Source organism: Flavobacterium gyeonganense (assembly GCF_029625295.1).
GTDB classification, from domain to species: domain Bacteria; phylum Bacteroidota; class Bacteroidia; order Flavobacteriales; family Flavobacteriaceae; genus Flavobacterium; species Flavobacterium gyeonganense.
The window spans coordinates 3,719,504-3,744,286 of record NZ_CP121112.1; the positions used below are offsets into that span (position 1 = coordinate 3,719,504).

Annotated in this window: 20 protein-coding genes and 3 pseudogenes; 10 read left to right on the forward strand and 13 right to left on the reverse strand. The window is 33.4% G+C overall.

Annotated features, from left to right (window positions below):
• Nucleotides 1-3: 3 nt before the first annotated feature.
• A complete protein-coding gene (locus P5P89_RS15955) occupies nucleotides 4-999 on the reverse strand; it encodes an SDR family NAD(P)-dependent oxidoreductase (RefSeq protein WP_278009218.1) in 996 nt (331 codons plus the stop codon).
• Between the two features lie 139 nt (nucleotides 1,000-1,138).
• Entirely contained in the window at nucleotides 1,139-2,437 is a 1,299-nt protein-coding gene (locus P5P89_RS15960) for an alginate export family protein (RefSeq protein WP_278009219.1), read from the reverse strand.
• A gap of 299 nt (nucleotides 2,438-2,736) precedes the next feature.
• Here P5P89_RS15960 and P5P89_RS15965 point away from each other — a divergent pair, with 299 nt between their 5' ends.
• Nucleotides 2,737-3,171 (forward strand): PepSY-like domain-containing protein, encoded by a 435-nt coding sequence (locus P5P89_RS15965; RefSeq protein ID WP_278009220.1) that lies wholly within the window; start codon nucleotides 2,737-2,739, stop codon nucleotides 3,169-3,171.
• A gap of 88 nt (nucleotides 3,172-3,259) precedes the next feature.
• On the opposite strand, the gene P5P89_RS15970 is transcribed toward P5P89_RS15965, so the two are convergent.
• The 8 genes and pseudogenes from P5P89_RS15970 to P5P89_RS16005 all read right to left on the reverse strand — a co-directional run bounded on the left by P5P89_RS15970 (nucleotide 3,260) and on the right by P5P89_RS16005 (nucleotide 10,386).
• Nucleotides 3,260-4,396 (reverse strand): peptidylprolyl isomerase, encoded by a 1,137-nt coding sequence (locus tag P5P89_RS15970; protein WP_278009221.1) that lies wholly within the window; start codon nucleotides 4,394-4,396, stop codon nucleotides 3,260-3,262.
• Nucleotides 4,397-4,427: 31 nt separating this feature from the next.
• A pseudogene (locus tag P5P89_RS15975) lies at nucleotides 4,428-5,503 on the reverse strand (peptidylprolyl isomerase).
• Between the two features lie 15 nt (nucleotides 5,504-5,518).
• A complete protein-coding gene (gene gldI, locus P5P89_RS15980) occupies nucleotides 5,519-6,184 on the reverse strand; it encodes a gliding motility-associated peptidyl-prolyl isomerase GldI (RefSeq protein WP_278009222.1) in 666 nt (221 codons plus the stop codon).
• A gap of 6 nt (nucleotides 6,185-6,190) precedes the next feature.
• Nucleotides 6,191-7,195 (reverse strand): DHH family phosphoesterase, encoded by a 1,005-nt coding sequence (locus P5P89_RS15985; RefSeq protein WP_278009223.1) that lies wholly within the window; start codon nucleotides 7,193-7,195, stop codon nucleotides 6,191-6,193.
• Between the two features lie 82 nt (nucleotides 7,196-7,277).
• Nucleotides 7,278-8,545 (reverse strand): annotated as a pseudogene (locus P5P89_RS15990) (chloride channel protein).
• A 76-nt stretch (nucleotides 8,546-8,621) separates the two neighbouring features.
• Entirely contained in the window at nucleotides 8,622-9,008 is a 387-nt protein-coding gene (locus P5P89_RS15995) for a RidA family protein (protein ID WP_278009224.1), read from the reverse strand.
• Between the two features lie 163 nt (nucleotides 9,009-9,171).
• Nucleotides 9,172-9,477, reverse strand: a complete 306-nt coding sequence (locus P5P89_RS16000; protein ID WP_278009225.1) for a chaperone modulator CbpM — start codon at nucleotides 9,475-9,477, stop codon at nucleotides 9,172-9,174.
• Nucleotides 9,470-10,386: pseudogene (locus P5P89_RS16005) on the reverse strand (DnaJ C-terminal domain-containing protein). Before P5P89_RS16005 ends, P5P89_RS16000 begins: the two are co-directional and overlap by 8 nt.
• A gap of 318 nt (nucleotides 10,387-10,704) precedes the next feature.
• On the opposite strand from P5P89_RS16005, the gene P5P89_RS16010 reads away from it, so the two are divergent.
• Nucleotides 10,705-11,436, forward strand: coding sequence for a hypothetical protein (locus P5P89_RS16010; RefSeq protein WP_278009226.1), 732 nt, complete (start codon nucleotides 10,705-10,707; stop codon nucleotides 11,434-11,436).
• 136 nt (nucleotides 11,437-11,572) lie between these two features.
• On the opposite strand, the gene P5P89_RS16015 is transcribed toward P5P89_RS16010, so the two are convergent.
• The gene (locus P5P89_RS16015) at nucleotides 11,573-12,100 is read right to left on the reverse strand and encodes a hypothetical protein (protein WP_278009227.1); all 528 of its coding nucleotides are present in this window, start codon (nucleotides 12,098-12,100) and stop codon (nucleotides 11,573-11,575) included.
• Between the two features lie 193 nt (nucleotides 12,101-12,293).
• On the opposite strand from P5P89_RS16015, the gene guaA reads away from it, so the two are divergent.
• From guaA to yidC, 8 genes are all read left to right on the forward strand, one after another.
• Nucleotides 12,294-13,823, forward strand: a complete 1,530-nt coding sequence (gene guaA / locus P5P89_RS16020; protein ID WP_278009228.1) for a glutamine-hydrolyzing GMP synthase — start codon at nucleotides 12,294-12,296, stop codon at nucleotides 13,821-13,823.
• Nucleotides 13,824-13,885: 62 nt separating this feature from the next.
• The gene (locus P5P89_RS16025; protein ID WP_278009229.1) at nucleotides 13,886-15,790 is read left to right on the forward strand and encodes a LysM peptidoglycan-binding domain-containing protein; all 1,905 of its coding nucleotides are present in this window, start codon (nucleotides 13,886-13,888) and stop codon (nucleotides 15,788-15,790) included.
• A gap of 95 nt (nucleotides 15,791-15,885) precedes the next feature.
• The gene (locus P5P89_RS16030) at nucleotides 15,886-16,239 is read left to right on the forward strand and encodes a LysM peptidoglycan-binding domain-containing protein (protein WP_278009230.1); all 354 of its coding nucleotides are present in this window, start codon (nucleotides 15,886-15,888) and stop codon (nucleotides 16,237-16,239) included.
• Nucleotides 16,236-17,957, forward strand: coding sequence for a PBP1 and LysM peptidoglycan-binding domain-containing protein (locus P5P89_RS16035; RefSeq protein WP_278009231.1), 1,722 nt, complete (start codon nucleotides 16,236-16,238; stop codon nucleotides 17,955-17,957). The genes P5P89_RS16030 and P5P89_RS16035 overlap by 4 nt, the downstream gene beginning before the upstream one ends.
• The gene (locus P5P89_RS16040; RefSeq protein ID WP_278009232.1) at nucleotides 17,957-18,358 is read left to right on the forward strand and encodes an OsmC family protein; all 402 of its coding nucleotides are present in this window, start codon (nucleotides 17,957-17,959) and stop codon (nucleotides 18,356-18,358) included. Before P5P89_RS16035 ends, P5P89_RS16040 begins: the two co-directional genes overlap by 1 nt.
• An 81-nt stretch (nucleotides 18,359-18,439) precedes the next feature.
• On the forward strand, nucleotides 18,440-18,673 hold the full coding sequence (locus P5P89_RS16045; protein WP_278009233.1) for a DUF3820 family protein: 234 nt from the start codon (nucleotides 18,440-18,442) through the stop codon (nucleotides 18,671-18,673).
• A gap of 173 nt (nucleotides 18,674-18,846) precedes the next feature.
• Entirely contained in the window at nucleotides 18,847-20,460 is a 1,614-nt protein-coding gene (locus tag P5P89_RS16050; RefSeq protein ID WP_278009234.1) for a CTP synthase, read from the forward strand.
• A gap of 78 nt (nucleotides 20,461-20,538) precedes the next feature.
• Complete coding sequence (gene yidC, locus P5P89_RS16055) at nucleotides 20,539-22,452, forward strand: membrane protein insertase YidC (RefSeq protein ID WP_278009235.1); 1,914 nt, start codon at nucleotides 20,539-20,541, stop codon at nucleotides 22,450-22,452.
• An 85-nt stretch (nucleotides 22,453-22,537) separates the two neighbouring features.
• Here yidC and P5P89_RS16060 read toward each other — a convergent pair whose 3' ends face one another.
• Together P5P89_RS16060 and P5P89_RS16065 are read right to left on the reverse strand one after the other, a co-directional pair.
• On the reverse strand, nucleotides 22,538-23,668 hold the full coding sequence (locus tag P5P89_RS16060; RefSeq protein WP_278009236.1) for a GTP cyclohydrolase: 1,131 nt from the start codon (nucleotides 23,666-23,668) through the stop codon (nucleotides 22,538-22,540).
• 50 nt (nucleotides 23,669-23,718) lie between these two features.
• Nucleotides 23,719-24,759: a transporter gene (locus P5P89_RS16065; RefSeq protein ID WP_278009237.1), complete on the reverse strand. Its 1,041-nt coding sequence runs from the start codon at nucleotides 24,757-24,759 to the stop codon at nucleotides 23,719-23,721.
• Nucleotides 24,760-24,783: the final 24 nt, after the last annotated feature.

Consider the following 24,783-nt stretch of genomic DNA (forward strand, 5'->3'; position numbering starts at 1 on the left):
CTATCAATTTATATTGAATCTGATACCGGTCAGTTTTTCGCTTAATTCCCACAATTTTTTTGCGTTTTTTTCGTCCAGTGAATACGTTTTAACGCCTGCTGAAACTTCCTGTTCCAAAGATAATCCGGCAATATCAGTATCTTCACAAAATACACCTCCAATATTTTTTAATTGAGGACTTGTAGCACACCAAATTGTGGTAGAAGCACCTTGTGAAATTGTTTTGAGTGAAGCGGCAACTTCTGGCAATATATTACCTCTTTCATCACAGAAGCCCATTTTTACAAATAATTCTAATGGTGCTTCCCTGGCCAGTTCAGTGCCTTTAATAGAACCAGGGTGTAATGAGTATGCTCTTATACCAAACTTTTTTGCGCGATTGTCTAATTCAACCGAAAACAAATTTACAGCTGTTTTTGATTGCCCGTAGCTTTGCAGGGTTTCATATTCGCGGTGTTTAAAATTAGGATCATCAAAATCAAAAGGAGCAAACTGATGTCCTTGCGATGAAACGTTTACGACTCTTGCACCATTAGCTCTCTTTAATGCCGGGAATAGATTTGCAGTAAGTTGAAATTGCGCCAAATAATTTATAGCGAGTTGTGATTCAATTCCGCGGTAATCTCTTCTCAACGGAACCCACATAATTCCTGCGTTGTTGATGAGTAAATGTAGTGGTCTGCCTGAAGCTAAAAATTTTGAGGTAAATTTGTCAATAGAATTTGGATTCACTAAATCCATTTTCTCAATTTCTACATTCGCAATTCCTTTCAGATTTTTCACAGCTTTTTCAATATCCCTGGCGGGTACAATGACAGTAGCGCCTGCATTTGCAAGTGTTTTTACTGTCTCTAGTCCAATGCCCGTATTTCCTCCTGTTACAATGGCAATTTTGCCTGAAAGATCAATGTCTTTGATTACTTCAGTTGAAGTTGATTGTGCGTTGAAGCCCGAACCTATTGGTTGCTGCAAGGCTCCCTTGTAATTTTTTTGTCCCATTTTTTTAAATTTTTATTGGGATAAAAGTAGATAGCATTTTTTCTTGCAACTTTGTTTAAACGGCTGACTTTACTTTGTTTAAAAGACCATTTTTTAAAGGTATGCCTGAGGTGTTTAAATGTTCTTAAAAAAATCCATTCTATTTCTTATAACATTTCCAGTTCTCAGCCTTAAAAGAATAAGAAACCATCAAATAGCTCCAAAAAGCCATCTTGTTTTCGTTTTGTATTTTTGGAAGGTATTTCATAGAATCTGTTGCCTGATAAAAAGAAAAAGCACAATTGATTTCTAACGCTTTGACAGGAGTATATTTTAATGAAATGTCATTTTCAAATCCAAGGAATTTTTTCATGTCCTGACCAAGATTGTTTTTCAGATGGTATTGGGTGTAAAAAAGATGAAAATCTGAACGAATGGATAATTTTTGATGTAAAGGAATCGTAGTAAAGAGATAAGGATTTATTAACCCTTTGCCGCCAACATCAGCCGGGAATCGGGTAAAAACATTCATGTTTCCGTTAAATTTCCAGGTCACGCCATACAATACATCAAAATCACCAGAGCTGCCAGTTGCTAAATGTGGATTACTTCCGCTAATCATTTCAGCCCCCAAACGCCAATTTGATTTTTGCAGGGATAATTTAATTTCCGGCTGAAAATAATATGCAAATAGTTGTTGTCCTTTTTGATTACGTCCGAATTGCAGATAACTGTTTAGTGTGTAATTCCATTGTTTGGTTTTAAAATCAATACGTCCGCCTGTTGTGGCCCGGGTGTAGAGGTGTTGTGAATTGGCACTTTCTAAAAAATCCACAGTACTTACGGAATTAAAAGAAAATGCTCTTTTCGAATTATAACTGAAACTATTTACCAGCATGTATTTATATCGGTTTGCAGCTACAGGGGAATAAGCCGGTTCAAATTCAGAGCTGTAGTTTCGGGTAAATAAAAAGAAAAAGTCATTAGAAAAATGTTCAGAATATTTCATTACCCGAATACCTTCGTGTGCCCTTCCTTGCTGAGCCCAGGGAGCATCAGAAAACAATCTTCCATTATCTAATAAGATGCTTTGTCTCCCTAAACGGATATTTACCGATTTTAATTTAGTTTCTAAAAATAACTGGTAAAAATTAATACTTCCAGCTTTAGATGCCGAATGCTCTTTATCCCAAAGATGGATTTCCTGAACATCAGATTTAATGAGCCATTTTTCTCTTTCATACTGCATGGAAATTCTGTTTCGCTGTGTGAGATAAAAATAAGGATCGACTGTGGTATTGGGAGGAAGGATATAGTTTGAAGTGTATTCGGCTCTTGGTCTTATTTCGATATTCATTAAAAACTGCTGGGTCAAAGTGTCCTTTTCTTGTGCCTGACTGCTAAATGTGATTACAATAAACAAAAGAAAGAATAGTTTGTAGAAGCTTTTTAATATCATATTTATTTATCCTATATAATTAATATAGAATTGCAATGATACTAAAATTATCCGATTAGCACAATTTAAGATTTGAAGTTGATTCTAATGTTTTAAATATTTCTTTTCCGGAAAACGATCATTTTAAATAGGTGAAATTCCCAGCAGGAAATGGATCTAATATTCGTAGAAAAAAGGATTAACCTTTATCGATTTTAAATACGGACGATTTATAAATAACTAAAGGTTTCTTAAATTGGTTTGAATATGTTTTTGCTTATTGTAAATTAGAGAGTATGGAAATTTTAATTAAAACAATTATGAAAACGAAAATAATTACAGTCGCATTATTACTTGGTTTTGTAATATCGACTCACGCACAAAAGAAAATTGAACTTACTGAATTGCCAAAACCAGCGCAGGAATTTTTAAAAAAGTATTTCAGTAATACACCAGTAGAAACAGTCAAAAAAGATGCAGAACATGGTGAAAAAGGATACGAGGTAAAACTGAAAGACGGTACCGAAGTAGAGTTTTGGAAAGACGGCGCTTATCGTGAAGTTGATGGTGGAGAGAAACCCATTCCAACTGAATTTATTCCGAAAAACATAAAAGATTATGTGGCAAAACATTATCCAAATGAAAAAATTACTCATATAGATTACGGTCACAAAGACGTTGATGTAGATTTAACCAACAAAATTGACCTTGAATTTACGAAGGAAGGTAAATTTATTAGAGGGGATAAAGATTAATGTCGATTTTGAGATTTGTAAATGATATAAAACAAAAACTCCATTAGAAATAATGGAGTTTTTGTTTTATAAGTTTAGTTGAAAATTTTTATTGCTGCTTAGCAGAGGTTTCAATCTCGAAAATCAAAGTTGCATTTGGCGGAATAACTCCACCGGCACCTTTTTCTCCATAGGCTAAATTTGAGGGAAGAAAGAAGATGGCTTTGTCTCCGTCTGTCATCATATCAAGCGCTTCAATAAATCCAGGAATCATACCGTCTTTTTTTCCTACAGTAAAAGGAAAAGATTTATAACCTCCCTGTGCATCCCTGTTAGGATTATATTTTCCATATGCTTTTTCTACATTTGGCATACTGCTGTCAAAAAGATTTCCGTCTTCAAAATATCCTGCATAATGAAAATAAATCGTAGATCCTTCGGCGCCTTTTACGCCAGTTCCTTTTTGTGTAATTACATATTTTAAACCAGAAGCAGTTGTTGTGGCTTTAGCTTTCATAGCTTCAAAATAAGCCGCTTTTTCTTTAACTACTTTTTGCGCTTCTCCTTTTTTAGCTTCTTCCTTTTTAGCATCATCAGCAATAACTTTTAATGCATCAAATTTTTTGGCAGCAGCACCTTTGCGTGTAATGGTAATTTTTGTCATGATATCATCCTGAACAATTTTGTTTACATTGTCCATTCCTGAAACTACATGGCCAAAAATAGTATGTTTACCGTTTAACCACGGAGTCTCTTTGTGTGTAATGAAAAACTGGCTTCCGTTAGTAGCCGGCCCGGAATTAGCCATCGCCAAAATACCGCCTTTGTCAAATATTAATTCATTTACGAATTCATCTTTAAAGGAATATCCTGGACCTCCTGAGCCGTTTCCGTCAGGATCACCTCCCTGAATCATAAAATCATTGATTACTCTGTGGAATTTTAATCCGTCATAAAATGGTTTTCCTTTCAGTTTTTCCACTTTAACATTAGGATTTTTACCTTCCGCCAAAGAAATAAAATTGGCAACAGTTACAGGCGTTTTTAAATATTCCAGAGTTAAAACAATATCACCTTTTGTTGTTGAAATTGTAGCAAAAATACCTTCGTTGGGATTTTCCTTTGGATTTACTTTTGCCTGTGTTTTTGTTGCAGGTGCTTTTGATTTTGCTACAGGTTTTTTAGTGGTTTGCGCTTGAATATTAAGTATTGTAAGGCAAAATAGAAATAAAAATTTAAATTTCATTATATTTAAAATTATGTGTTTTTAAGTATTATTATGGCTTTTCTAATAATTGAATTTCGAAAATAATATTAGCATTTGGAGGAATAACACCACCTGCACCGGTTTCGCCATACGCCAGATGTGACGGAATAAAAATAACCGCTTTATCTCCAAAAGAAAGCTGCTCAATTCCTTCAATAAACCCAGGGATCAAGCCTTGTTTGCTTCCGGCCGTAAAAGGTATTGGCTGATATCCGTTTGCATCGGCTTTTGCCTGTATAAATTTTCCAAATGTTTTTGAAATCTCAGGAGAACTGGAATCAAATAAAGTACCATCTTCTAAAAAACCTGAATAATTAATGTAAACTTGTGTACCTGCAGCAGGTTTTTTTCCTGATCCCTTTTCAGTAATTACATATTGTAAGCCACTATTTGTTTTTGTAGCTTTTGCTTTTAAGGCATTTAAAGAAGCTGCTTTTTCTTTTTGAACTCCGGCATATTTACTTTGCTCTTTTGCAATTTCTGAAAAATAATCATGAAATACTTTTACAGCATCGAACTTTTTAGCTTCTTCGCCATTTCTAATAATAGTCACAGAAACAATAGTATCGTCCTGAAGTATTTTATTTACTACTTCCTGATCTTTTGCATCAACAACATGTCCAAAAATAGTATGTTTATTGTCTAGCCATGGAGTTTCTACATGTGTAATGAAGAATTGGCTGCTGTTTGTTCCCGGACCATTGTTGGCCATTGCCAGAACACCAGGTTTGTCAAATTTTAGATCTGAGAATTCATCTTTAAATTTATAACCCGTATCTCCAGAGCCCGTTCCTTCCGGATCTCCGGTCTGAATCATGAAATTTTCAATAACCCTGTGAAATTTCAATCCATCAAAAAAAGGCTTTTTTTCAGGTAATCTTTCGTTACAAATTCATTTTTTCCTTCTGCTAAGGTTATAAAATTAGCAACAGTTACAGGTGCTTTTTTATAATCTAATGAAACTATAATATGCCCTTTGTTCGTTTCAATATCAGCATATAAACCATCAGGTAAATTGCTGTTCTCGTTTTTACAGGAATAAAATGAAGTAACGGCTAATAGTAATAGTAAAATACTCTTTTTCATTTTTAAAATGTTGTTTTATGGGTTTAATGTATCTTTTTTAGCTACAGATGCCGGTTTTGCTGCTGTAGTTTTCGGAGTTTGTTTCGTTGTAGTCTGTCTTGTGGAGTCTGCAGCCGGAGCTCCTGCTGCATTAGGATCAGGAACAAAATTGCGTAAAGTAACGGTACAGATTAAGGACTGATTGGTTCCGATTTTTTTGTTGTCTCCGTGATATCCATACGCAATATGGGATGGGAACAGGAAAGTTACGGTTTCATTTTTATGCATCAATTTGATTCCGTCTCTCAATCCCATCATGATGTCTTGTTTATCGACATAATAGGTCTGTGGACCAAGTTCGGCTTCAGAATAGATAATTTTGCCCTCAATGTCTTTTATTTCTAAATTAAAATAGGCAATATCTCCTTTTTTAGGAGTTTGTGTATCTGTTAGATTTCTTTGGTCATAAGTTAGCCAATATCCTTTTCTGGTGGCGTAGTATTTTACTTTTGGATTGTTTTTGATAATTTTTTTTATCACATCCTCTTCACTTGCAACCAGTTTTTTGTTTCTGTCAGCCGATTTTTTCATAAAAGTACCTGATGCCTGGGAAATAGGCCTTCTGGCTTCCTCATGATGTTTACAACTAACAAATAAAACAGTAAAAAGCAACGTGCAAATGCTTCGTTTTAAGTAGTTCATATTGGGTTATATTTTTAGTTTAGTTACTAAATCTTCAAACTTTTTCAGGGTTTCTTCCATTGAAACTTCTGATTTTCCACCGGCAGCATTGATGTGTCCGCCACCATTAAAATAATCTCTTGCAAACTGATTTACATCGAATCCGCCTTGGGAACGAAAAGATATTTTAATAATATTTTCATCCTTATTTTCGATAAAAATAGCTGTAAAAATAATATCTTTTATACTTAGTCCGTAATTAACTATCCCCTCAGTATCCCCTTTTACATAATTAAAAGAATCAAGCTCATCCTGTGTTAACGAAGTATAAGAAGTTTTATGTGCTGATAAAATTTTCATATTCTGCAAGGCGCGTCCCAGTAGTTGTAAACGGCTGTACGAACTATTGTCAAACAATAAAACAGGTATTTCGGTATTATCTGCACCTAAATCAATCAGTTCTGCCACTATACGATGTGTGTTTCCTGTCGTTTTAGGAAAGCGAAAGGAACCTGAATCGGTTAATATTCCGGTATAAATGCAGGTTGCGATAGTTTTGTCGATATCTTGTTTTTTGTTTAAAAACAGGATGAAATTATAAATCATTTCACAAGTAGAACCAAAAGAAGTATCAGAATAAGTGTAAGCTGCGTAATTATGTGGTTTTTCATGATGATCGATCATGATAAAAGGAACTGTTAGTTTGGCTAAAGTATGTTCCATTTCACCCGTACGATGAAAAGCATTAAAATCAAGTGTAAAGATCAGTTCGGCTTCTTCTAATATTTTGGTGCAGTTTTGAGTGTCTTTTTCAAATATTTTCACAGTTTCAGAACCTGGGAGCCAGGCTAAAAAATCAGGAAAGTCATTTGGAGCAACGACGGTTGGCTGATGATTGTTTTTTAATAAAAAATGGTATAGTGCTAACGTAGAGCCCATAGCGTCGCCATCTGGTCCTCTGTGCGGAATTATTGCAATTTTCTTTGGGGCAGCAAGCAACAATTGTATTGCCTGAATATCTTGTATTTTCATAGTGTGCGAATTTACATTTTTTTAATCTAATGTTGAAATCATTTTATAGATTAACACACTTTTACAAATTATGAGTCAGGAGTTAGAAGTTTTGGAATTTGTTTTTTTTTGATTTGAAATTTATCTTTTGATACAATTTATATTTGACACCTTTTACAATTTGAGATTTATAAATCCCTACAGAACCAGAAGAAAAATAAGCAATTGTACAGGCAATCGCAATAAAAATTCCGGGTTGTACTCCAAATAATTCCATTCCCATAATAGTACAGGCGATAGGAGTGTGGGTCGCGCCTGAAAATACAGCTACAAATCCCAAACCTGCCAAAAGTGCAATCGGCATTGGAATAATAAGGGATAAAGTGCTTCCTAAAGTAGCACCCACAAAGAATATCGGGGTTACTTCACCGCCTTTAAAGCCAGCCCCTAAAGTGAATCCTGTAAACAATATTTTAAGCAAAAAAACATACCATGGACTGGCATTTGAAAAGGAATCCACAATTATTGGAACGCCTAATCCAGAGAATTCTGTAAATCCGAAACCTGCAATGGCAATGGCTAAAATGATTCCTCCAATAAAAGGTCTTAATGGCGGAAATTTTATTTTTTTGAAAAAAAAGAACTCCAAAAATGAACATTTCTGGAAAAAAGCAAAGCAGCTAATCCAGATAATATTCCAATGATAATCGTGTAAAATAATGTAGTGCGATTAAATTCAGGAACAATTGGAATGCTATAATGTGTATGTTTTACCTGCCAGAACTCAACAGTAAAATAAGCACTATATGCCACTATAAACGACAAAGCAATGCTTTTTAAATTGATTTTACTGAAATATAAAACTTCGAGCGCAAAGATAGCACCTGCTAGAGGTGTTCCGAAAACGGATGCAAAACCTGCACTAATGCCAAGGATAATCAGAATTTTTCTTTCGGAATTATCTAATTTAAAAAGTTTTGTGAATTGATCTGCAATAGCACCTCCCATTTGTACAGCAGTTCCTTCACGTCCGGCAGATCCGCCAAATAAATGAGTAAGTAAGGTTCCTAAAAGCACTAAAGGAGCCATTTTAAACGGAATTATTTTATGGGGATTTTCATATTCCTCTAAAAGCAAGTTGTTCCCTTTTAGAACAGATTCGCCCCAATAGTAATAACTGAATCCAACTAATAGCCCGCCCAGAGGTAATAACCAGACAATCCACTCGTGTTGAATTCTAAATTTTGTAACAAATTCCAGTGAAACTAAAAAAAAAGCTGATGCAGATCCTGAAAAGAAGCCAATTAAAATACAAATGAAAGTCCATTTGAAAATTTTCAGAAATATTTTTCTTAGTTTTTGAAAGTTCATTTAAAGAAGTTTGCCACGAATTTCACCATTTAAAATGAATTTTAAAAGTCTGTGATGAAATTCGTGGCAAAAAAAATTATTCCTGTACTACAGCTGTAAATTCAATTTCAACTAAATATTCAGGTGCAACAAGTTTGCTGATTTCATAAAAACCTGTTGTAGGCTTTACTTCTTTAAAAAAAACAGCATGCGCTCTGGCTACATCTTCAAAAGTAGCAATATTGGTAGTGAAAATTCGGGTTCTGATAACGTCTTTCATTCCAACATTTAAATCTTCTAATACTTTTTCAATACGCTCCAGAATATTATAAGTTTGTGCATAAGCATCATCGGCTTTCACTTTTTCGCCATCAACAATTGCCACAGTGCCGGAAACTTCAATAATATTGCCGATTCTTACGGCACGACAATATCCCATTTTGTCTTCCCACGGTGATCCTGTTAAGATGTTTTCTCTTTTCATTATCTTCTGTTTTATGAATTTGTTTTTAAAAATTTTTAAACGAATTCAGGTTAATTAAATTGCGTTGCAATTTATAAAATATGCCGTCAAAAAGGGATAAAAATTATTTGAAATCATGCTGTAATTCGTCCTTTTTTGTGATATTTAAGTGACGAATATATAGCTATTCGATTTGATGTTGTTCAAAAAACCGGAGTCTGTTTTGAGCAGCATTCAGGCTTTGCTGCAAAACCTCAATCTTGTTTAATAAATTAGCTATAGCATCAATTCCTTCAAGATTTATTTTAAGATCGTAATGCAGCCGTATCATTTTCTCTACCGTAGGTAACTGTTCAGGGTGCAGATATTCATCTTTATCCAAAACAATAATTTCAACAAGACCATAATTGTTCAGCTCTGTTATAAAAGTATTTTCAATTTCGTGATACAGACAAAATTGTTTAATCTGAATTAAATTTTTGTTACTCATGATTTCTTATTTTAGATAATTCCTGAAATAAATCTTTTTCCCTTTCGGATAATTGGGTTGGTATTTTTAATTTATAGGTAATAAATAAATCACCAAACTGATTTTCCTTTTTATATACCGGAAATCCTTTTCCTTTTAGCTTCACTTTTGTTCCGGTTTGTGTTTCTGCCGGGACTTTTATTTTTACTTTTCCATCAAAAGTTTTGACATTAATCTCACCTCCTAAAATGGCAGTATATAAATCAAGATCTACATCAACGTACAAATTATTGCCTTCGCGTTTAAAATCAGAATTATTCTCAATCAGAAACGTAATATATAGATCGCCATTTGGGCCTCCGTTTGCACCTGATCCCCCATGTCCGGGTATTTTTATCACCTGACCATTTTCAACTCCGGCCGGAATTGTGATCCTGATGTTTTTTCCGTTAACGGTCAGGCTTTGTTTGTGAGTGGTGTAAACAGAAGCTAAATCCAATTGTAATTCAGCATTAAAATCCTGACCGCGGTATTTTGACTGACCTCTGCTGCTTCGTCCAGAGCCGTACATCGAATTAAAAAATCTGAAAAATCATTTTCAGAGAAATTACTCCCGCCAAAACCTGAAAAGTCCTGACTGGCTTGCTGGCGTCCGGAATATTGCTGCTGATTCGGATTATAACCGGCTTTTTCAAGTTCATCTGCATGCTGCCAGTCTTTTCCGTACTTATCATATTTTTTACGATTTTCAGGATTGCCTAAAACTTCATTAGCTTCATTTATTTCTTTGAATTTTTTCTCAGCTTCTTTATCATTCGGATTCAAATCAGGATGATGTTTCCTAGCAAGCTTTCGATAAGCCTTTTTGATATCAGCCTCAGTGGCTGATTTTGTTATTCCTAATGTTTTATAATAATCGATATAATCCATTTTTCTGCATTTTTGAGATGTATAAATTTAGATAATTAAGTTAAGAATAAGTTGTTAATTATCAAAAAGATGATGGCTCTTTTAAAGCAGTAAAATAATTACGTTTCCCAAATCAGTTTTGAAATTTGACTTTTTTGAGTAAAATATTTTTTATCAAATAACACTAAAATGGCAGGTTTTTTGATTCCAAAAATTAGCTTAACAGAGTGTTATAAAAGTCATAAAGTTCTGCCTGCAAATTAAATTATGCTATTTTTGCGATATAAGATTTTTGATTTTATAAAAATTTTTAAAGCCGATTCGATAACCACTTTTTCAATGAAGCATATTTTATTTTTCATATTGTTTTTTACAGCCCTGACAGTTTCTGCACAGGGAGAATTTAATTCGGGTTATAAATCTATCCCTGCTCCAAAGTTTGATGCTAAACCTAAAAAACTTTCTGCTCCTGAAGTTAAGAATCCAGAGTCACAAAATACCGATATCCCAAGTATTAAAACACCAAACGTTTTTGATAATACGAGTATAACCCCAAAATCTAAGTTTCAGATTGGGGAAGAAAAAAGCAAGTTTTCGATGTCAACAGAAAATAAATTTGCTAACCCGGGAGATCGCTATGTTGGAAAAATGGAGAAGGATTTGGATAGGGCTTTGAAAGATGCTGGACTAAAAGAAGATGGACAACCATTGGTTATGACTGATGTTAGCTATGGTGATATTAGAACAGATTCTCCTTACTTTATTATTAGATGTCGTGATTATGGAGTAATTGACGGCGATTTAATAAAGGCTGTTTTAAATCAGGATGTTATTAGAGAGAGAATGATGTTGCAATACGAGTTTCAGGAATTTAAAATTTCACTTCAGGAAGGTATTAATACATTTGAAATGATCGCACTGAATAAGGGGCAATATGGAGGGAATACCGGTCAATTCGAAATATATGATGCTGAGGGGAAATTTATACTAAGGGATTATTGGCAGAATTTCAATACAGGTGTTCAGGCAAAATTTATTATCATAAAAGAAGATAAAAAATTAAAAAAGTGATCTGTACTTTCTGATATGGGATTAATTTTCTTATTTATTTTCGTAATTGATTTTGAGTTTTTAAATCAAATCTTTAGTTCTCAAGTTCTAAAATACCAGCAAAATTTAGTATTTTAGAACTTGAGAACTTTTTAGATTAAAAAGGATCAGCAGTAACCCTAAATTTCATATCGGCTTTAACTGTTACATCCTTGGTTAAGGTTTCTTTTAATGTAACTTTTGTTCTGATTTTGTAACTATTTGCTTTAATGTATTGATCCAATCTTTTATCAGTACAAATCAAGTCAATTCCATTTGTTGACACATTAATGTTATCCTGATAGGCTAGTTCTATTTCGTTAGAATCAGTTGTAGAGATATATAAATGTATTGATTTTAAAAATGTGAATGTTTTATCTGTTGGATCAGAAATTGATAATTTCAAAGATCTAAGTTTTACATCTTTTACTAAGTTTGCTTTAGTTTTGTTATTTTCAAATTCGGAAGAAGAATTTGTAGTTACTTCAGGCGTAATAATTTCGGATGGCAAATTGATTGGCGAGGTGCTTTTAATTTTGATAGAAGCTTCATTTGAAATATTAAATGTAAGCAAATCATCAATAGCATCACAAGAAGTAAAAAAAACAGACATGCAAGCCGTCAGGGCAATAAGTTTTGATTTCATAGTTAATTTTTAATTGTTTTTTGTAGATACGGAATTGCCGGAAGTTTGGATTTACTTTTTTAAGAGGCTACGTTTTTTATTCATTTTAAAGATAATGACTCAGAATCTTAATTATTTAGTGACATAGTATCTAGGAAAGAAAAAAAATCAAAAATCAATTTTTCAATTTCGAATTTAAAAAGTATTTTTGCGCATGCAACACAACGTACTTATTTTAGATTTCGGATCGCAATACACTCAGCTTATTGCGCGTAGAGTTCGCGAATTAAATATATTCTGCGAAATTTTTCCTTACAACCACTTTCCTAGTGATTTATCAAGTTATAAAGCCGTAATTTTAGGAGGAAGCCCTTTCTCTGTTAGAGGAGAAGATGCACCACATCCTGATTTATCGCAAATTAGAGGTAAAATGCCTTTGCTTGCCGTTTGTTACGGAGCTCAATATTTAGCTCATTTCAGCGGTGGAGAAGTGGCAGTTTCAAATACCAGAGAATACGGAAGAGCTAACTTGTCTTACATTAAAGAAAATGAAACTTTCTTCGAAGGAGTTTCAGAAAACAGCCAGGTTTGGATGAGCCATAGCGATAGTATCAAAGCGCTTCCAACAAATGCTGTAAAATTAGCAAGCACGCATGATGTAGAATACGCAGCTTACAAAATTCAAGGCGAAACTACTTATGCAATTCAATACCATCCTGAAGTTTTTCATTCTACAGATGGGTCAAAAATGCTGGAAAACTTCTTAGTTAAAATTGCTGAAGTTCCTCAAAACTTTACTCCAAACGCTTTCGTTGACGAAATGGTAGCAGAATTGAAAGAAAAACTAGGGAATGATAAAGTAGTTTTAGGTTTATCTGGAGGAGTAGATTCTACTGTAGCAGCAGTTTTATTAAACAAAGCAATTGGACAAAATTTATACTGCATTTTTGTTAACAACGGACTTTTACGTAAAAACGAATTCCAAAGTGTATTAGATCAATACAAAGGAATGGGATTAAACGTGAAAGGTGTAGATGCAGGAGATCGTTTTCTGGGTGAACTAGCCGGAATCAGCGATCCTGAAACCAAACGTAAAACTATTGGACGTGTATTTATTGAAGTTTTTGATGATGAATCACACTTGTTAGAAGACGTAAAATGGTTAGCGCAGGGAACAATTTATCCTGACGTAATCGAATCTGTTTCTGTAAAAGGACCATCTGCAACAATTAAATCGCACCACAATGTGGGCGGATTGCCGGATTATATGAAATTAAAAATTGTAGAACCGCTTAGAATGTTGTTTAAAGACGAAGTTCGCAGAGTAGGAGCTACATTAGGAATAGATCCTGAATTATTAGGAAGACATCCTTTCCCTGGACCTGGATTATCGATTAGAATCTTAGGAGATATTACACCTGAGAAAGTTAGAATCTTGCAAGACGTAGATTCTGTTTTCATCGAAGGATTAAAATCCTGGGGATTATACGACAAAGTCTGGCAGGCTGGAGCAATTTTGCTTCCGGTAAACAGTGTTGGGGTTATGGGCGATGAGCGTACTTACGAAAAAGTAGTAGCGCTTAGAGCTGTTGAATCAACAGATGGTATGACAGCTGACTGGGTTCATTTACCTTACGATTTCCTGATGAAAGTGTCAAACGACATTATCAACAAGGTAAAAGGCGTGAATCGTGTGGTTTATGATATAAGTTCAAAACCACCTGCAACAATTGAGTGGGAATAGTATTGTTTTTAAAATTAAGGTCTTACATTTGTAAGGCCTTAATTTTTTATAACCTACTATTTATGAGAGAACTTTTAACGATTTCTCTTGTGTTTATTTTGTCTTTTAACAAAATAGCTGCGCAAGATTCAATTATTGAGCACAAGATTCAAAAAGGGGAAACTGCTTATTTCATTGCCCAAAAGTATAAGGTTTCTGTAGATGAGATTTACAAACTCAATCCCGAATCAGAAAACGGAATCAAGGACAACCAAATTATCAAGATTCCCGTTCATTCTACACAAAAAATTAATCAGGACCAGCAAACTATTCATATTGTTGCTGAAAAAGAAACATTGTACGGTTTATCTAAAAAATATAATGTTTCTGTAGAAGCCCTTCAAAATGCTAATCCAATTCTTCCCAGCGGACTTCAGATAGGTCAGGAATTAATAATTCCTAAAAATGCTTCTAACGCTTCAAAAACTGAAATTACCACATCTTCTAAAGTTAAACATCAGGTTGTTGCTAAAGAATCATTGTTTAGTATTGCCAGACAATACAATGTTTCGGTTCAGGATCTTGAAAACTTAAATAAAGATTTACTCCTAAACGGATTACAAGTTGGTCAGACGATTGCGATTCCGAACAAAAGAAAAACGCTCGACGGAAGGGTTCGTGTCATTAATCAGGAAACTGTTTTTCATGTGGTTGAGCCTAAAGAAACTAAATTTTCGATTGCCAAAAGGTACGGTATTTCGATTGATCAACTGGAAACTCAAAATCCTGAAATCGTAAACGGACTGGTTGTCGGGAATAAATTAGCCATCAATACTACAGCAATTAAACCAGCTAACGAAAGTGAAGAACTGATGCTGGCTCTTGCCGAAAAGCAAGTTGTTGTTGAAAAAACAAAAGCAAAAACGGTTGAAATTGATGATTTAAAAGACAGATTGATTGTTCAGAAAGAAATGAATCAAAAAATCATAAAAATAAATGATCTGAAAATGAACCTGAATGATCTGAATGGTTCTAAAGAAAATTCGGTTGAGAAACTACGATTGGTTTTAGAGGCCAATAAGAATGTGCAGGATATTTTGATGGTAAAATTAGATTCATTGGTCAATACGATGAATAATGATTTAGTTGAATTAAAAAGAATGGATATTCTGAATGTTGATGAATCAAAACGATTAGAAAAACAATCCTATGAGAGTATTGGTAAGACGACTGAACTATCTTCGGGACTTAAAAAGGAATTGGCTGAAAACCGAAAAGCATACGCTGATTTAATGAATAAAGTTGAAAAGATAGCTGTTGAGGAAAATCAGGAATATAAGAAAAAAATCCGCGAAAGCGAAAAAAAGAACAATGCTACCTCAATACAGCAGCGACTTTCATTAGAAGAAATTAAGCGATATAAAATTGATCAGGAACAAGGAGATGCAAAAAATCAGCTTTTAATTGCAAAAATTGACTCGCTGGATATTCAGAAAAAAATCGAGATAAAACGTCATATCAGCAAAGCTTCTTATTATAGTATGGAAGCCAGGAAATTTGATGATAAACTGGCTTTGGTAAAACTAAAGAAATATCAGGATGAAGCTGTTAAAAAATCAAATGGTGCAGAAACTTCAAAAATTGTTTCATTGGAGGAAATGAAAAAGGAACTCAAAGAAAATCCGTTTAAAAACGAGAAAAACATAAAAATCGAAGTTTTTGATAATCTTAAAGAAGTTTCAAACGGATATTATTTGGTTTTAGGTACATTTACAGATGCTGCCCCGCGGGATCAATTCATCATCAAACTCATTGATTCAGGCGATTTTAATGCGAGTTTCTTTTTTAATATTAATAGTCTTTCTTATTATGTTTATTCCGATAAATACAATAATATGGAAGAAGTGCTGTACCAATGCAAGAAAAGGGAAGAAGATGAGTTATATAAAAATATCATTATTGCTAAGGCAGAAATTGATCTCAGGTAATAATTAGTAAAGAATTAACTTTCGGTCTGATTTTTGTTTTAATCAGAAATTAGTATCTTGTTCACATTAAAGAATAATTGTTTTTAACATCTATTATGAAATATTTTTTCACCGTATTTTCTATTGTTTTTTTTATGACGTGTTCGGCTTTTTCTCAGGGAAAGGTCATTAAATACACTGTTTCAGCAGGGGAAACAATCAATCAGATTGCTCAAAAATTTAAGGTCACACCTTATGATATTTATGAATTAAATCCTGACGCAAGAACTTCTTTAAAACCAAACACAGTTTTATTGATTCCGAATAACAGCGGAAAAACGGCATCGGTTAAAAAAGATGAAAATTTAACCAAAAAGACAGGAAACACGAAAGAAGTTATTCATGAAGTACTGCCAAAAGAAACTTTTTCAGTATCAGAAAAAAATATGACATTTCTGAAGAAGATTTGAAAGCTGCTAATCCGTTTTTGGAAAAAACAGGTGTTCAGATTGGTCAGAAACTGGTAATTCCGGCAAAAGGTTTTGCTTCAAAAAGTGGTTCATCATTGGATAAAAAAGCAAAAGATAAAGGAACTGAAAAATATGTTTATCATGATGTTGTAGCAAAAGAAACTAAATTTTCTATTGCAAAACAATACGGAATTACAATTGAAGATTTAGAAAAACGTAATCCTGATATTGTTTCGAATTTACCTGTTGGATATCGTTTGACTATAAAAGGAACGGCTCCAAAATCAGAAAATACAACTTCAGTTGCAAATGCAGCAAAACCTGCTGAAGGTAAAAAGTCTGCTGAAACTTCAAAAAAAGTAACTACTTATATGGAGTATCAGGTAAAACCAAAAGAAACTTTCTACAGTTTAGGAAGAACATTTCATCTTACTCAGGAGGAGTTGACAGAATTAAATCCATCACTTTCAGAAGGAGTAAAGGAAGGTATGGTGCTTAAAGTTCCATCAGGTTATTTAGCTCCCGTACCAATTATTGTAAAAGAAGAAGCAAAACAAACTGAAAAGCCGACAGAAAATAAAGGTGGAATTCAAATTCTTGAAAAAGTAAAATCTGCTGATCCGGAAGTGGTTGAATTGAGTAAAAAGAGAGGTCAGAACGAACGTAAAAAGCTAGTTTTGCTATTGCCTTTTAATATAGCCAAAATTCAAAATGATACAGTAGGATTTGCTAATCGTGTAAAAACGGATAAGTTTTTAAACATGACCCTGGATTTTTATTCAGGAGCAATGATGGCAATTGATTCGGCAAAAACTTTAAAACTGCCAATTGATATTTCAATTTATGATTCGCAGGAGACAAAAAGCACTTCAAATATTCCGAGTCTTATTACGCAAAATAAATTGCAGGATGCCGATGCAATTATTGGTCCATTTTATCAAACCAATGCAGAAACAACGGCTAATACATTACGTTTACATAATGTTCCTGTGATTTCTCCGTTGTCGAAAGATTCTGCCAATCCGATTGATAACTTGTATCAGTCAATACCAACAAACGATGTAGTCAGAAATACAGTTTTTGATTATATGCGTTCTAAAAATGGTAATATTGTAGCGGTAGTTGATAAGAAAAAAGAATCAGTTATTAACTATATCAAACAAAACCAAAAAGGTGTTGCCTTTGCCTCTTTAACTGAAACAGGTGGTTTGGACGTTGCCAGTCTGAAAAGTTTATTAATGCCAAACAAAATGAATTATGTGGTAATGGAGACTGCTAATACAGCCATGGTAAAATACACGATTAAAGCTCTGATTGAAGCACAAAAAACATGTCAGATACAATTGGTAATTTTAGAGCCAAACAGTACGCTGGATACGGATGAAATCTATTTTGAAAATCTGGTAAAATTAAAATTGATGTATCCGTCAGTTTCCCGTGAAAGCGACGAATCACGGGTTTTAATTTTTGAAAAAGAATACAGGCTGAAAAATAAAGTAAATCCAAATACGTATGCAACACGTGGATTTGATGTAACTTTTGATACCATGATGCGTCTGGTTCAGGGGAAAACATACCAGGAAACAGCCGATTTAATGACAACTGAGCAGGTTGATAATAAATTTCAATATTATAAAAAAGAAGATGGCGGACACGCAAACAAAGGTGTTTACATTTTATATTACGATTCAGATTTAACTTTAAAAGTAGCAAATTAATGACATCCAAAGTAACCTATTTAGGCGATTTAAGAACGAAATCAATACATGTGCAATCGGGAAGCGAAATCATCTCGGATGCACCATTAGATAATAACGGAAAAGGGGAAGCATTTTCTCCAACAGATACAGTGGCAAATGCTTTGGCAAGCTGTATGTTTACCATTATGGGAATTAAAGCCCGTGATTTAAATGTAGATTTAGTTAATTCTACAGCTGAAGTTACTAAAATTATGAATGCTGAACCAAGAAGAATTGGTGCTATCGAAATTGTTTTTGAACTGATAAGTAATGCTGATGAAAAAAACAAAACAATTTTGGAACGTGCCGCAATGACATGCCCGGTGTTTTTGAGCCTTCACCCGGATATCGAAAAAAGAATTATTTTCAACTGGAAATAAAACATAATTACAGACTTTAAAGAAGCAAGAAAGAGGATGAATTTGTATCCTTTTTTCTTGCTTCTTTTTTCTTTTTGAAAAATGGAACAGGATAAAAAACAACTTATAAAATTAGCCCATACTAAAATGCCTTTCGGAAAATATGAAGGACGTTTTTTAATTGATTTACCCGAATATTATGTGGTATGGTATCATAACAAAGGTTTTCCAAAAGGAGAATTAGGTCAGCAGCTTCAGCTTATTTATGAATTGAAATTAAATGGGCTTGAAGAGTTAATCAGAAATATTAAAAAGCAATATCCTAAGCCTAATTAATGAGAATATTCAAAAGAATGGCTATTTAAAAGTTGAAATTGTCAATAACGGAAACATGTTATCATTCTATTTGAAAATTTGCAAATTATCTCATTCTCTAATTGATAAATTGTCTAATTTAATTTGTACTTTTGCCAAGTTTTTTACACAACTACAATACAAACAATTACAGAATGAATCAAACAAAATATATTTTTGTTACAGGAGGTGTGACCTCTTCATTAGGAAAAGGAATTATTGCGGCATCTTTGGCAAAATTGTTACAAGGAAGAGGATATCGTACCACTATTCAAAAATTTGATCCTTATATTAATGTGGACCCGGGAACATTAAATCCTTATGAACACGGAGAATGTTATGTTACTGATGATGGTGCAGAAACGGATTTGGATTTAGGGCATTACGAGCGTTTTCTGAATGTTCCTACTTCTCAGGCTAATAACGTAACTACAGGTAGAGTTTATCTTTCAGTTATTGAAAAAGAAAGAAGAGGGGAATTTTTAGGAAAAACGGTTCAGGTTGTTCCTCATATCACAAACGAAATTAAAGACAGAATGCAGTTGCTTGGTAAATCAGGCGATTATGATATTGTAATTACCGAAATTGGCGGAACTGTAGGTGATATTGAATCTTTACCTTACATAGAATCTGTTCGTCAATTGGTTTGGGAGTTAGGTGAAAACAATGGAATTGTGATTCATTTGACATTAGTCCCATTTTTGGCTGCTGCGGGTGAATTAAAAACAAAACCAACACAACACTCCGTTAAAACGTTAATGGAAAGCGGTATTAAAGCAGATATTTTAGTTTGCAGAACTGAGCATGAATTATCTCAGGAATTGCGTCAAAAACTGGCTTTATTCTGTAATGTTAAAAAAGAAGCAGTTATTCAGTCAATTGATGCTTCAACGATATATGAAGTTCCAAATTTAATGCTTGAAGAAGGATTAGATGTTGTGGCTTTAAAGAAATTAGACTTACCTAAAAAAGCTGCTCCGGATTTAAAAACATGGAATACTTTTTTACGCAGACTAAAAACACCAAAACAAACCGTAAACATCGGTTTAATTGGAAAATATGTAGAAATGCAGGATTGTTATAAGTCTATTTTAGAGGCGTTTATTCACGCAGGTGCTGCAAATGAAACAAAAGTCAATGTAATTTCTATTCACTCAGAACATATTAATATTGATAATGTGGCTGAAAAATTAGGGCCATTGGATGGAGTTTTAGTCGCTCCGGGATTTGGCGAAAGAGGAATCGAAGGGAAGATTGAAGCAGTTCGTTATGCACGTGAAAATAATATTCCGTTTTTTGGAATTTGTTTGGGAATGCAAATGTCTGTAATTGAATATTCCAGAAATATTTTAGGTTACGCTGAAGCGAATTCTACTGAGATGAATGATAAAACAAAACATCCGGTAGTGAATTTGATGGAAGACCAAAAAACAGTTACAGATAAAGGTGGGACAATGCGACTTGGAGCATGGAAATGTGATATAAAACCAAATACTCTGGCATATAGAATTTATGGAGAAAAAACGATTTCTGAGCGTCACCGTCACCGTTATGAATTCAATAATAAATATAAAGACGAATTGGTAAAAGCGGGTTTGATTGCTTCCGGAGTTAATCCTGATACTGGTTTAGTAGAAATTGTGGAATTGGAAAACCACCCATTTTTTATTGGCGTTCAATATCACCCTGAATATAAAAGTACGGTTGCGAACCCTCACCCAATTTTCGTACATTTTGTAGCTGCTGCTGTAAATTTTCATAAAAAATAATATTAATATTCTAATAGGATGTAACTTCTGAGCCAAACTCATAACTAATGTCTTTAACGAATAACTTTTTTAAAAATAATGGAAGAAAAAAAATTAGACCTTAATTCAATCATTGGTTTTGTACTGATATTTGGAATTTTGATTTGGATTATGTATCAGAATCAGCCTTCTGAAAAAGAAATTGCTGCTGAAAAAGCCAAGAAAGAATTAGTTGCTAAACAAGAAGCTCAGGCAAAAGCTGATAGAGCAAAAACTGCAGTGCTACCAGCTGTTGCTGTAACTCCCGGAGATACACTTCAATTGGCGCAATTGCAAAAAACATTAGGTGGTTTTGCTTATTCTGCAACACTTCCTTCTGCAAAAGAGTCTTTTACTACGATTGAAAACGAAAAGATAAAACTTAAAATCGCTAATAAAGGCGGTTATATTGTTGAAGCAACTTTAAAAGGATTTGAAAAATTCAAAAAAGGATCAGGTCAGTTAGTTGAATTAATTAAAGATAATAATTCTAATCTCAATATTCAGTTACAAACGACAGACAATAGAACTTTGAATTCTAAAGATTTATTTTTTGAGCCTACGCTGACTAAAGTTGGTGCAGACCAAGTTTTATCTATGCGTTTGAAAGCAGGAGCAAATGAGTTTTTGGAATATAAATACATTCTTAAGCCAAACGACTATTTAGTTGGCTTTGATATTCGCTCACAAGGCTTAAATAAAGTTTTGAATTCTTCTAAGCCATTAGATTTGCAATGGGATTTAAAAACGTATAGAAATGAGAAAAGTATTTCTTATGAAAATCGTTATGCGGAGATTTACTATAATTATGAAGATGGAAAAGAAAGCTATGTAGGGCAGGGAGATCATAAAGAAGAAACTCCTGAAAATGTTGATTATATTGCATTTAAGCAACATTTTTTCACTTCAATTTTACAGACTAATACTTCTTTCGAAAAATCAAAGTTAGTTTCTCAAAATTTAGTAAAAGATGAAAAAATAGATACTGTTTATACAAAACAGTTCAAAGCAAATGTTCCTCTGGCTTTCACAAACGGTGAAATTGATTACAAAATGAACTGGTATTTTGGGCCGGCTGATTATAAAGTTTTAAAATCATATGATAAAAACTTTGAAAAAATCATTCCTTTAGGATGGGGGATTTTTGGCTGGATTAATAAGTGGATTTTTATTCCATTGTTTGGATTCTTAAGTTCAACAATTGGATTGTCATTAGGAATTGCAATTATCATCTTTACCATTATAATTAAATTGGCAATGTCGCCAATTACATATAAATCATTCTTGTCGCAGGCAAAAATGAAGGTTTTAAGACCTGATATTACTGAATTGGGAGAGAAATACAAAAAAGATCCAATGAAGAAACAGCAGGAGACAATGAAATTGTACAATAAAGCAGGAGTAAATCCAATGGCAGGTTGTATTCCGGCATTGATTCAGCTTCCTTTTATGTATGCATCATTTCAGTTCTTCCCTTCTGCTTTTGAGTTAAGACAAAAAGGTTTCCTTTGGGCTGATGATTTATCATCTTTTGACTCTGTTTTAAAATTACCATTTCATATTCCATTGTATGGAGACCACATCAGTTTGTTCCCGATTTTGGCAGCAATAGCTATTTTCTTCTACATGAAAATGACCTCAGGAGATCAGCAGATGGCAGCTCCGCAGCAGGAAGGAATGCCGGACATGGCAAAAATGATGAAAATCATGATTTACGTTTCGCCACTAATGATGTTGATTTTCTTCAATAGTTATGGTGCAGGATTGAGTTTGTATAACTTTATTTCCAACTTGATTACAATCGGAATTATGTTTGTAATTAAGAATTATATTGTTGACAGTGATAAAATCCATGCTCAGATCCAGGAAAACAAACAAAGAGAACCTAAAAAACCTAGTAAGTTTCAACAGCGTCTTCAGGAAGTAATGGAGCAGCAGGAAGCAGCTAAAAAAGCTCAGAACAAAAAGAAATAATATTTCAGAATATATATTATTGCAATAAAAAGGTCGAAATTTAATTTCGACCTTTTTTGTATAAAATAATATTGATGTTAATAATTTATTCCCATTGAGATAAGTCTTTTCTATATGTTTTTCTTTGACAATGAATTGTTGGATCAAAATTCTTCCACAAAAGATGAATGGCGTTATTTTCAAGTAATTCAGGTGTTCTAATGCAGTTACGGATGCCTTTTTCCGAAAAGGTTTTATAGTATTCGTCAAAGATAATTGCTGTAACGCCCTTGTTTTGATATTCAGGATGGATTCCGATAAGGTAAAAAACAACGTCCTTACTGTGTTTTTTTGCCCTTAATAAATGAAGAAAACCAAATGGAAAGAGCTTTCCTTTTATTTTTTGTAAAGCTTCAGTAAAACTTGGCATTACAATACTGAATGCTATTAATTTATCATCTTTGTCCATCACAAACTTAATATATTCAGGATTGATAAAACTAATATATTTCTTTTTAAAATACTCTTTCTGGACATCAGATATGGCGACAAACGAAGCTAATTTTTCGTATGACTCATTAAACAAATCAAACATTTTGTCAACATGGGGCATAATGTCTTTTGTCTTTGTAAAAGTTAATGCTCTTAAGCCATATCTCTTTTTTATGAGTTCCTGTGCTTTCTGGAAAAATTCTGGTTTAACATTTGAGAAAGGGAAAATGCTTTCTATATATTGTTTTTCAACCTGAAAGCCTAATTGCTCAAAATGTGAAACATAGTAAGCATGATTATACCAGGTAATCATTGTTCCGATCTGGTCAAAGCCTTCTGTTAAAACTCCAACTTTGTCTAAATTTGAAAAACCCATTGGGCCTTCGATGTGTTCCAGATTATTCTGTTTACCCAATTCATACACTTTTTCCAGTAAAGCTTTAGTAACTTCGATGTCATCAATAACATCAAACCATCCAAAGCGGACTTTCTTTTTATGTTGGTTATTTACTTCTGCCCAATTAATAATAGCTGTAATTCTTCCAACAACTTTATCATCTTTATAGGCCATATAAAAATAAGCCTCGGCATGTTCAAAAGCAGGGTTTTTTGTTTTGTCAAATGACTCTAATTCATCTGCAATAATAGGTGGCACCCAATATGGATTATTCTTATATAAGGTAAAAGGAAATTTGATGTATTCTGTTAATTCCTTTTTTGTTTTAGCTTCTTTAATTGTAATCATTAACTTGTGTTTTATTGTTTTCAGAAATCAAAAGTATTTAAGGGAAAAAATTAAGGCTTTTTCTCATATTTAGCCTTTCTTTTACGCTCTTTTTCCTGATAGTCTTCTTTTGGATCTGTCTTATCCTGTGCTTCTAGCTCTTCTTTAGACATTTTGTCTTTCTTGTCTTTATTTTTAGGCTTTTTTACTTTACCTACCCTGGTTAACTCTTCTTTGTGCATGTCATCGTAACGGATAGAAAAACCAATTCCGCCATAAAGTAATGAAGGAGTGTTTTTTAAATTTTTGCTTACAGAAGCATCAATTTGAACGTTTCGTGACAATAAGTAAGCTGCACCTCCTCTAAAGATTGCATCACTATATAAATCACTTTTGTAACCCTGATTTTCTACAAAACCAGACCATTTTTTGTTAAAGCCTCTTGTTAAGGTTATTATATAACCGTATCCTGAATTGTCAGTGCCGATATAGTCAGCAATGAGGTTAGATACTAATACCCATTTGGCACCAAAATGATGTTGGGTAGCTAACATCAATTTTGGGGAAACGCCGGATTCAGTTGAATAATAATTGAGTATATTAGAATTGTAAGCATATGGATTGTCCTTTAATACAATATTAGCTCCAGCAAAGATCGAAACTGCCGGAATCAATTGACGCCAGCTGAATTTTTTATTTGAATAACTATAAATATTGATGTCTTCTTTGTGATTTTTGTATGGATCATAGATTAAGTATTTAGCCCCTAAATAAGTCTGCCTTAAATTACTTTTCTTAAAACTGGTTGCCGGAGTTGTAAATTTTTCATTTTGATATTGAATGTCAGCTATGAATTCAAGTTCTTCGAGAAAAAGGCCCCAACGTAGTGTAAAATCAGTGCCAAAACCAGAAGCTTCGTAATTTTGTGTATCATGTTTTTCATATATGCCGTAAAAACCAGCTTCAGCCTGAATGACAGACTTTCCAACAGAGAAAGCTGACATAGTTTCGCCTGGGCGATTAGAGTTTATAACATCTGTATATTGAGCAAAAAAGTATTGTGGGAATAATAAAAATAGGCAAGCTATTAAAAAGTTTTTAATTTTTAACATATATGTATTTTTTGATTAAAAAGT

Bases quoted from the DNA above. Each gene is read 5' to 3' on its own strand.
- P5P89_RS15955 (WP_278009218.1), bottom strand. From the start codon at position 999: ATGGGACAAAAAAATTACAAGGGAGCCTTGCAGCAACCAATAGGTTCG.
- P5P89_RS15960 (WP_278009219.1), bottom strand. From the start codon at position 2,437: ATGATATTAAAAAGCTTCTACAAACTATTCTTTCTTTTGTTTATTGTA.
- P5P89_RS15965 (WP_278009220.1), top strand. From the start codon at position 2,737: ATGAAAACGAAAATAATTACAGTCGCATTATTACTTGGTTTTGTAATA.
- P5P89_RS15970 (WP_278009221.1), bottom strand. From the start codon at position 4,396: ATGAAATTTAAATTTTTATTTCTATTTTGCCTTACAATACTTAATATT.
- gldI (WP_278009222.1), bottom strand. From the start codon at position 6,184: ATGAACTACTTAAAACGAAGCATTTGCACGTTGCTTTTTACTGTTTTA.
- P5P89_RS15985 (WP_278009223.1), bottom strand. From the start codon at position 7,195: ATGAAAATACAAGATATTCAGGCAATACAATTGTTGCTTGCTGCCCCA.
- P5P89_RS15995 (WP_278009224.1), bottom strand. From the start codon at position 9,008: ATGAAAAGAGAAAACATCTTAACAGGATCACCGTGGGAAGACAAAATG.
- P5P89_RS16000 (WP_278009225.1), bottom strand. From the start codon at position 9,477: ATGAGTAACAAAAATTTAATTCAGATTAAACAATTTTGTCTGTATCAC.
- P5P89_RS16010 (WP_278009226.1), top strand. From the start codon at position 10,705: ATGAAGCATATTTTATTTTTCATATTGTTTTTTACAGCCCTGACAGTT.
- P5P89_RS16015 (WP_278009227.1), bottom strand. From the start codon at position 12,100: ATGAAATCAAAACTTATTGCCCTGACGGCTTGCATGTCTGTTTTTTTT.
- guaA (WP_278009228.1), top strand. From the start codon at position 12,294: ATGCAACACAACGTACTTATTTTAGATTTCGGATCGCAATACACTCAG.
- P5P89_RS16025 (WP_278009229.1), top strand. From the start codon at position 13,886: ATGAGAGAACTTTTAACGATTTCTCTTGTGTTTATTTTGTCTTTTAAC.
- P5P89_RS16030 (WP_278009230.1), top strand. From the start codon at position 15,886: ATGAAATATTTTTTCACCGTATTTTCTATTGTTTTTTTTATGACGTGT.
- P5P89_RS16040 (WP_278009232.1), top strand. From the start codon at position 17,957: ATGACATCCAAAGTAACCTATTTAGGCGATTTAAGAACGAAATCAATA.
- P5P89_RS16045 (WP_278009233.1), top strand. From the start codon at position 18,440: ATGGAACAGGATAAAAAACAACTTATAAAATTAGCCCATACTAAAATG.
- P5P89_RS16050 (WP_278009234.1), top strand. From the start codon at position 18,847: ATGAATCAAACAAAATATATTTTTGTTACAGGAGGTGTGACCTCTTCA.
- yidC (WP_278009235.1), top strand. From the start codon at position 20,539: ATGGAAGAAAAAAAATTAGACCTTAATTCAATCATTGGTTTTGTACTG.
- P5P89_RS16060 (WP_278009236.1), bottom strand. From the start codon at position 23,668: ATGATTACAATTAAAGAAGCTAAAACAAAAAAGGAATTAACAGAATAC.
- P5P89_RS16065 (WP_278009237.1), bottom strand. From the start codon at position 24,759: ATGTTAAAAATTAAAAACTTTTTAATAGCTTGCCTATTTTTATTATTC.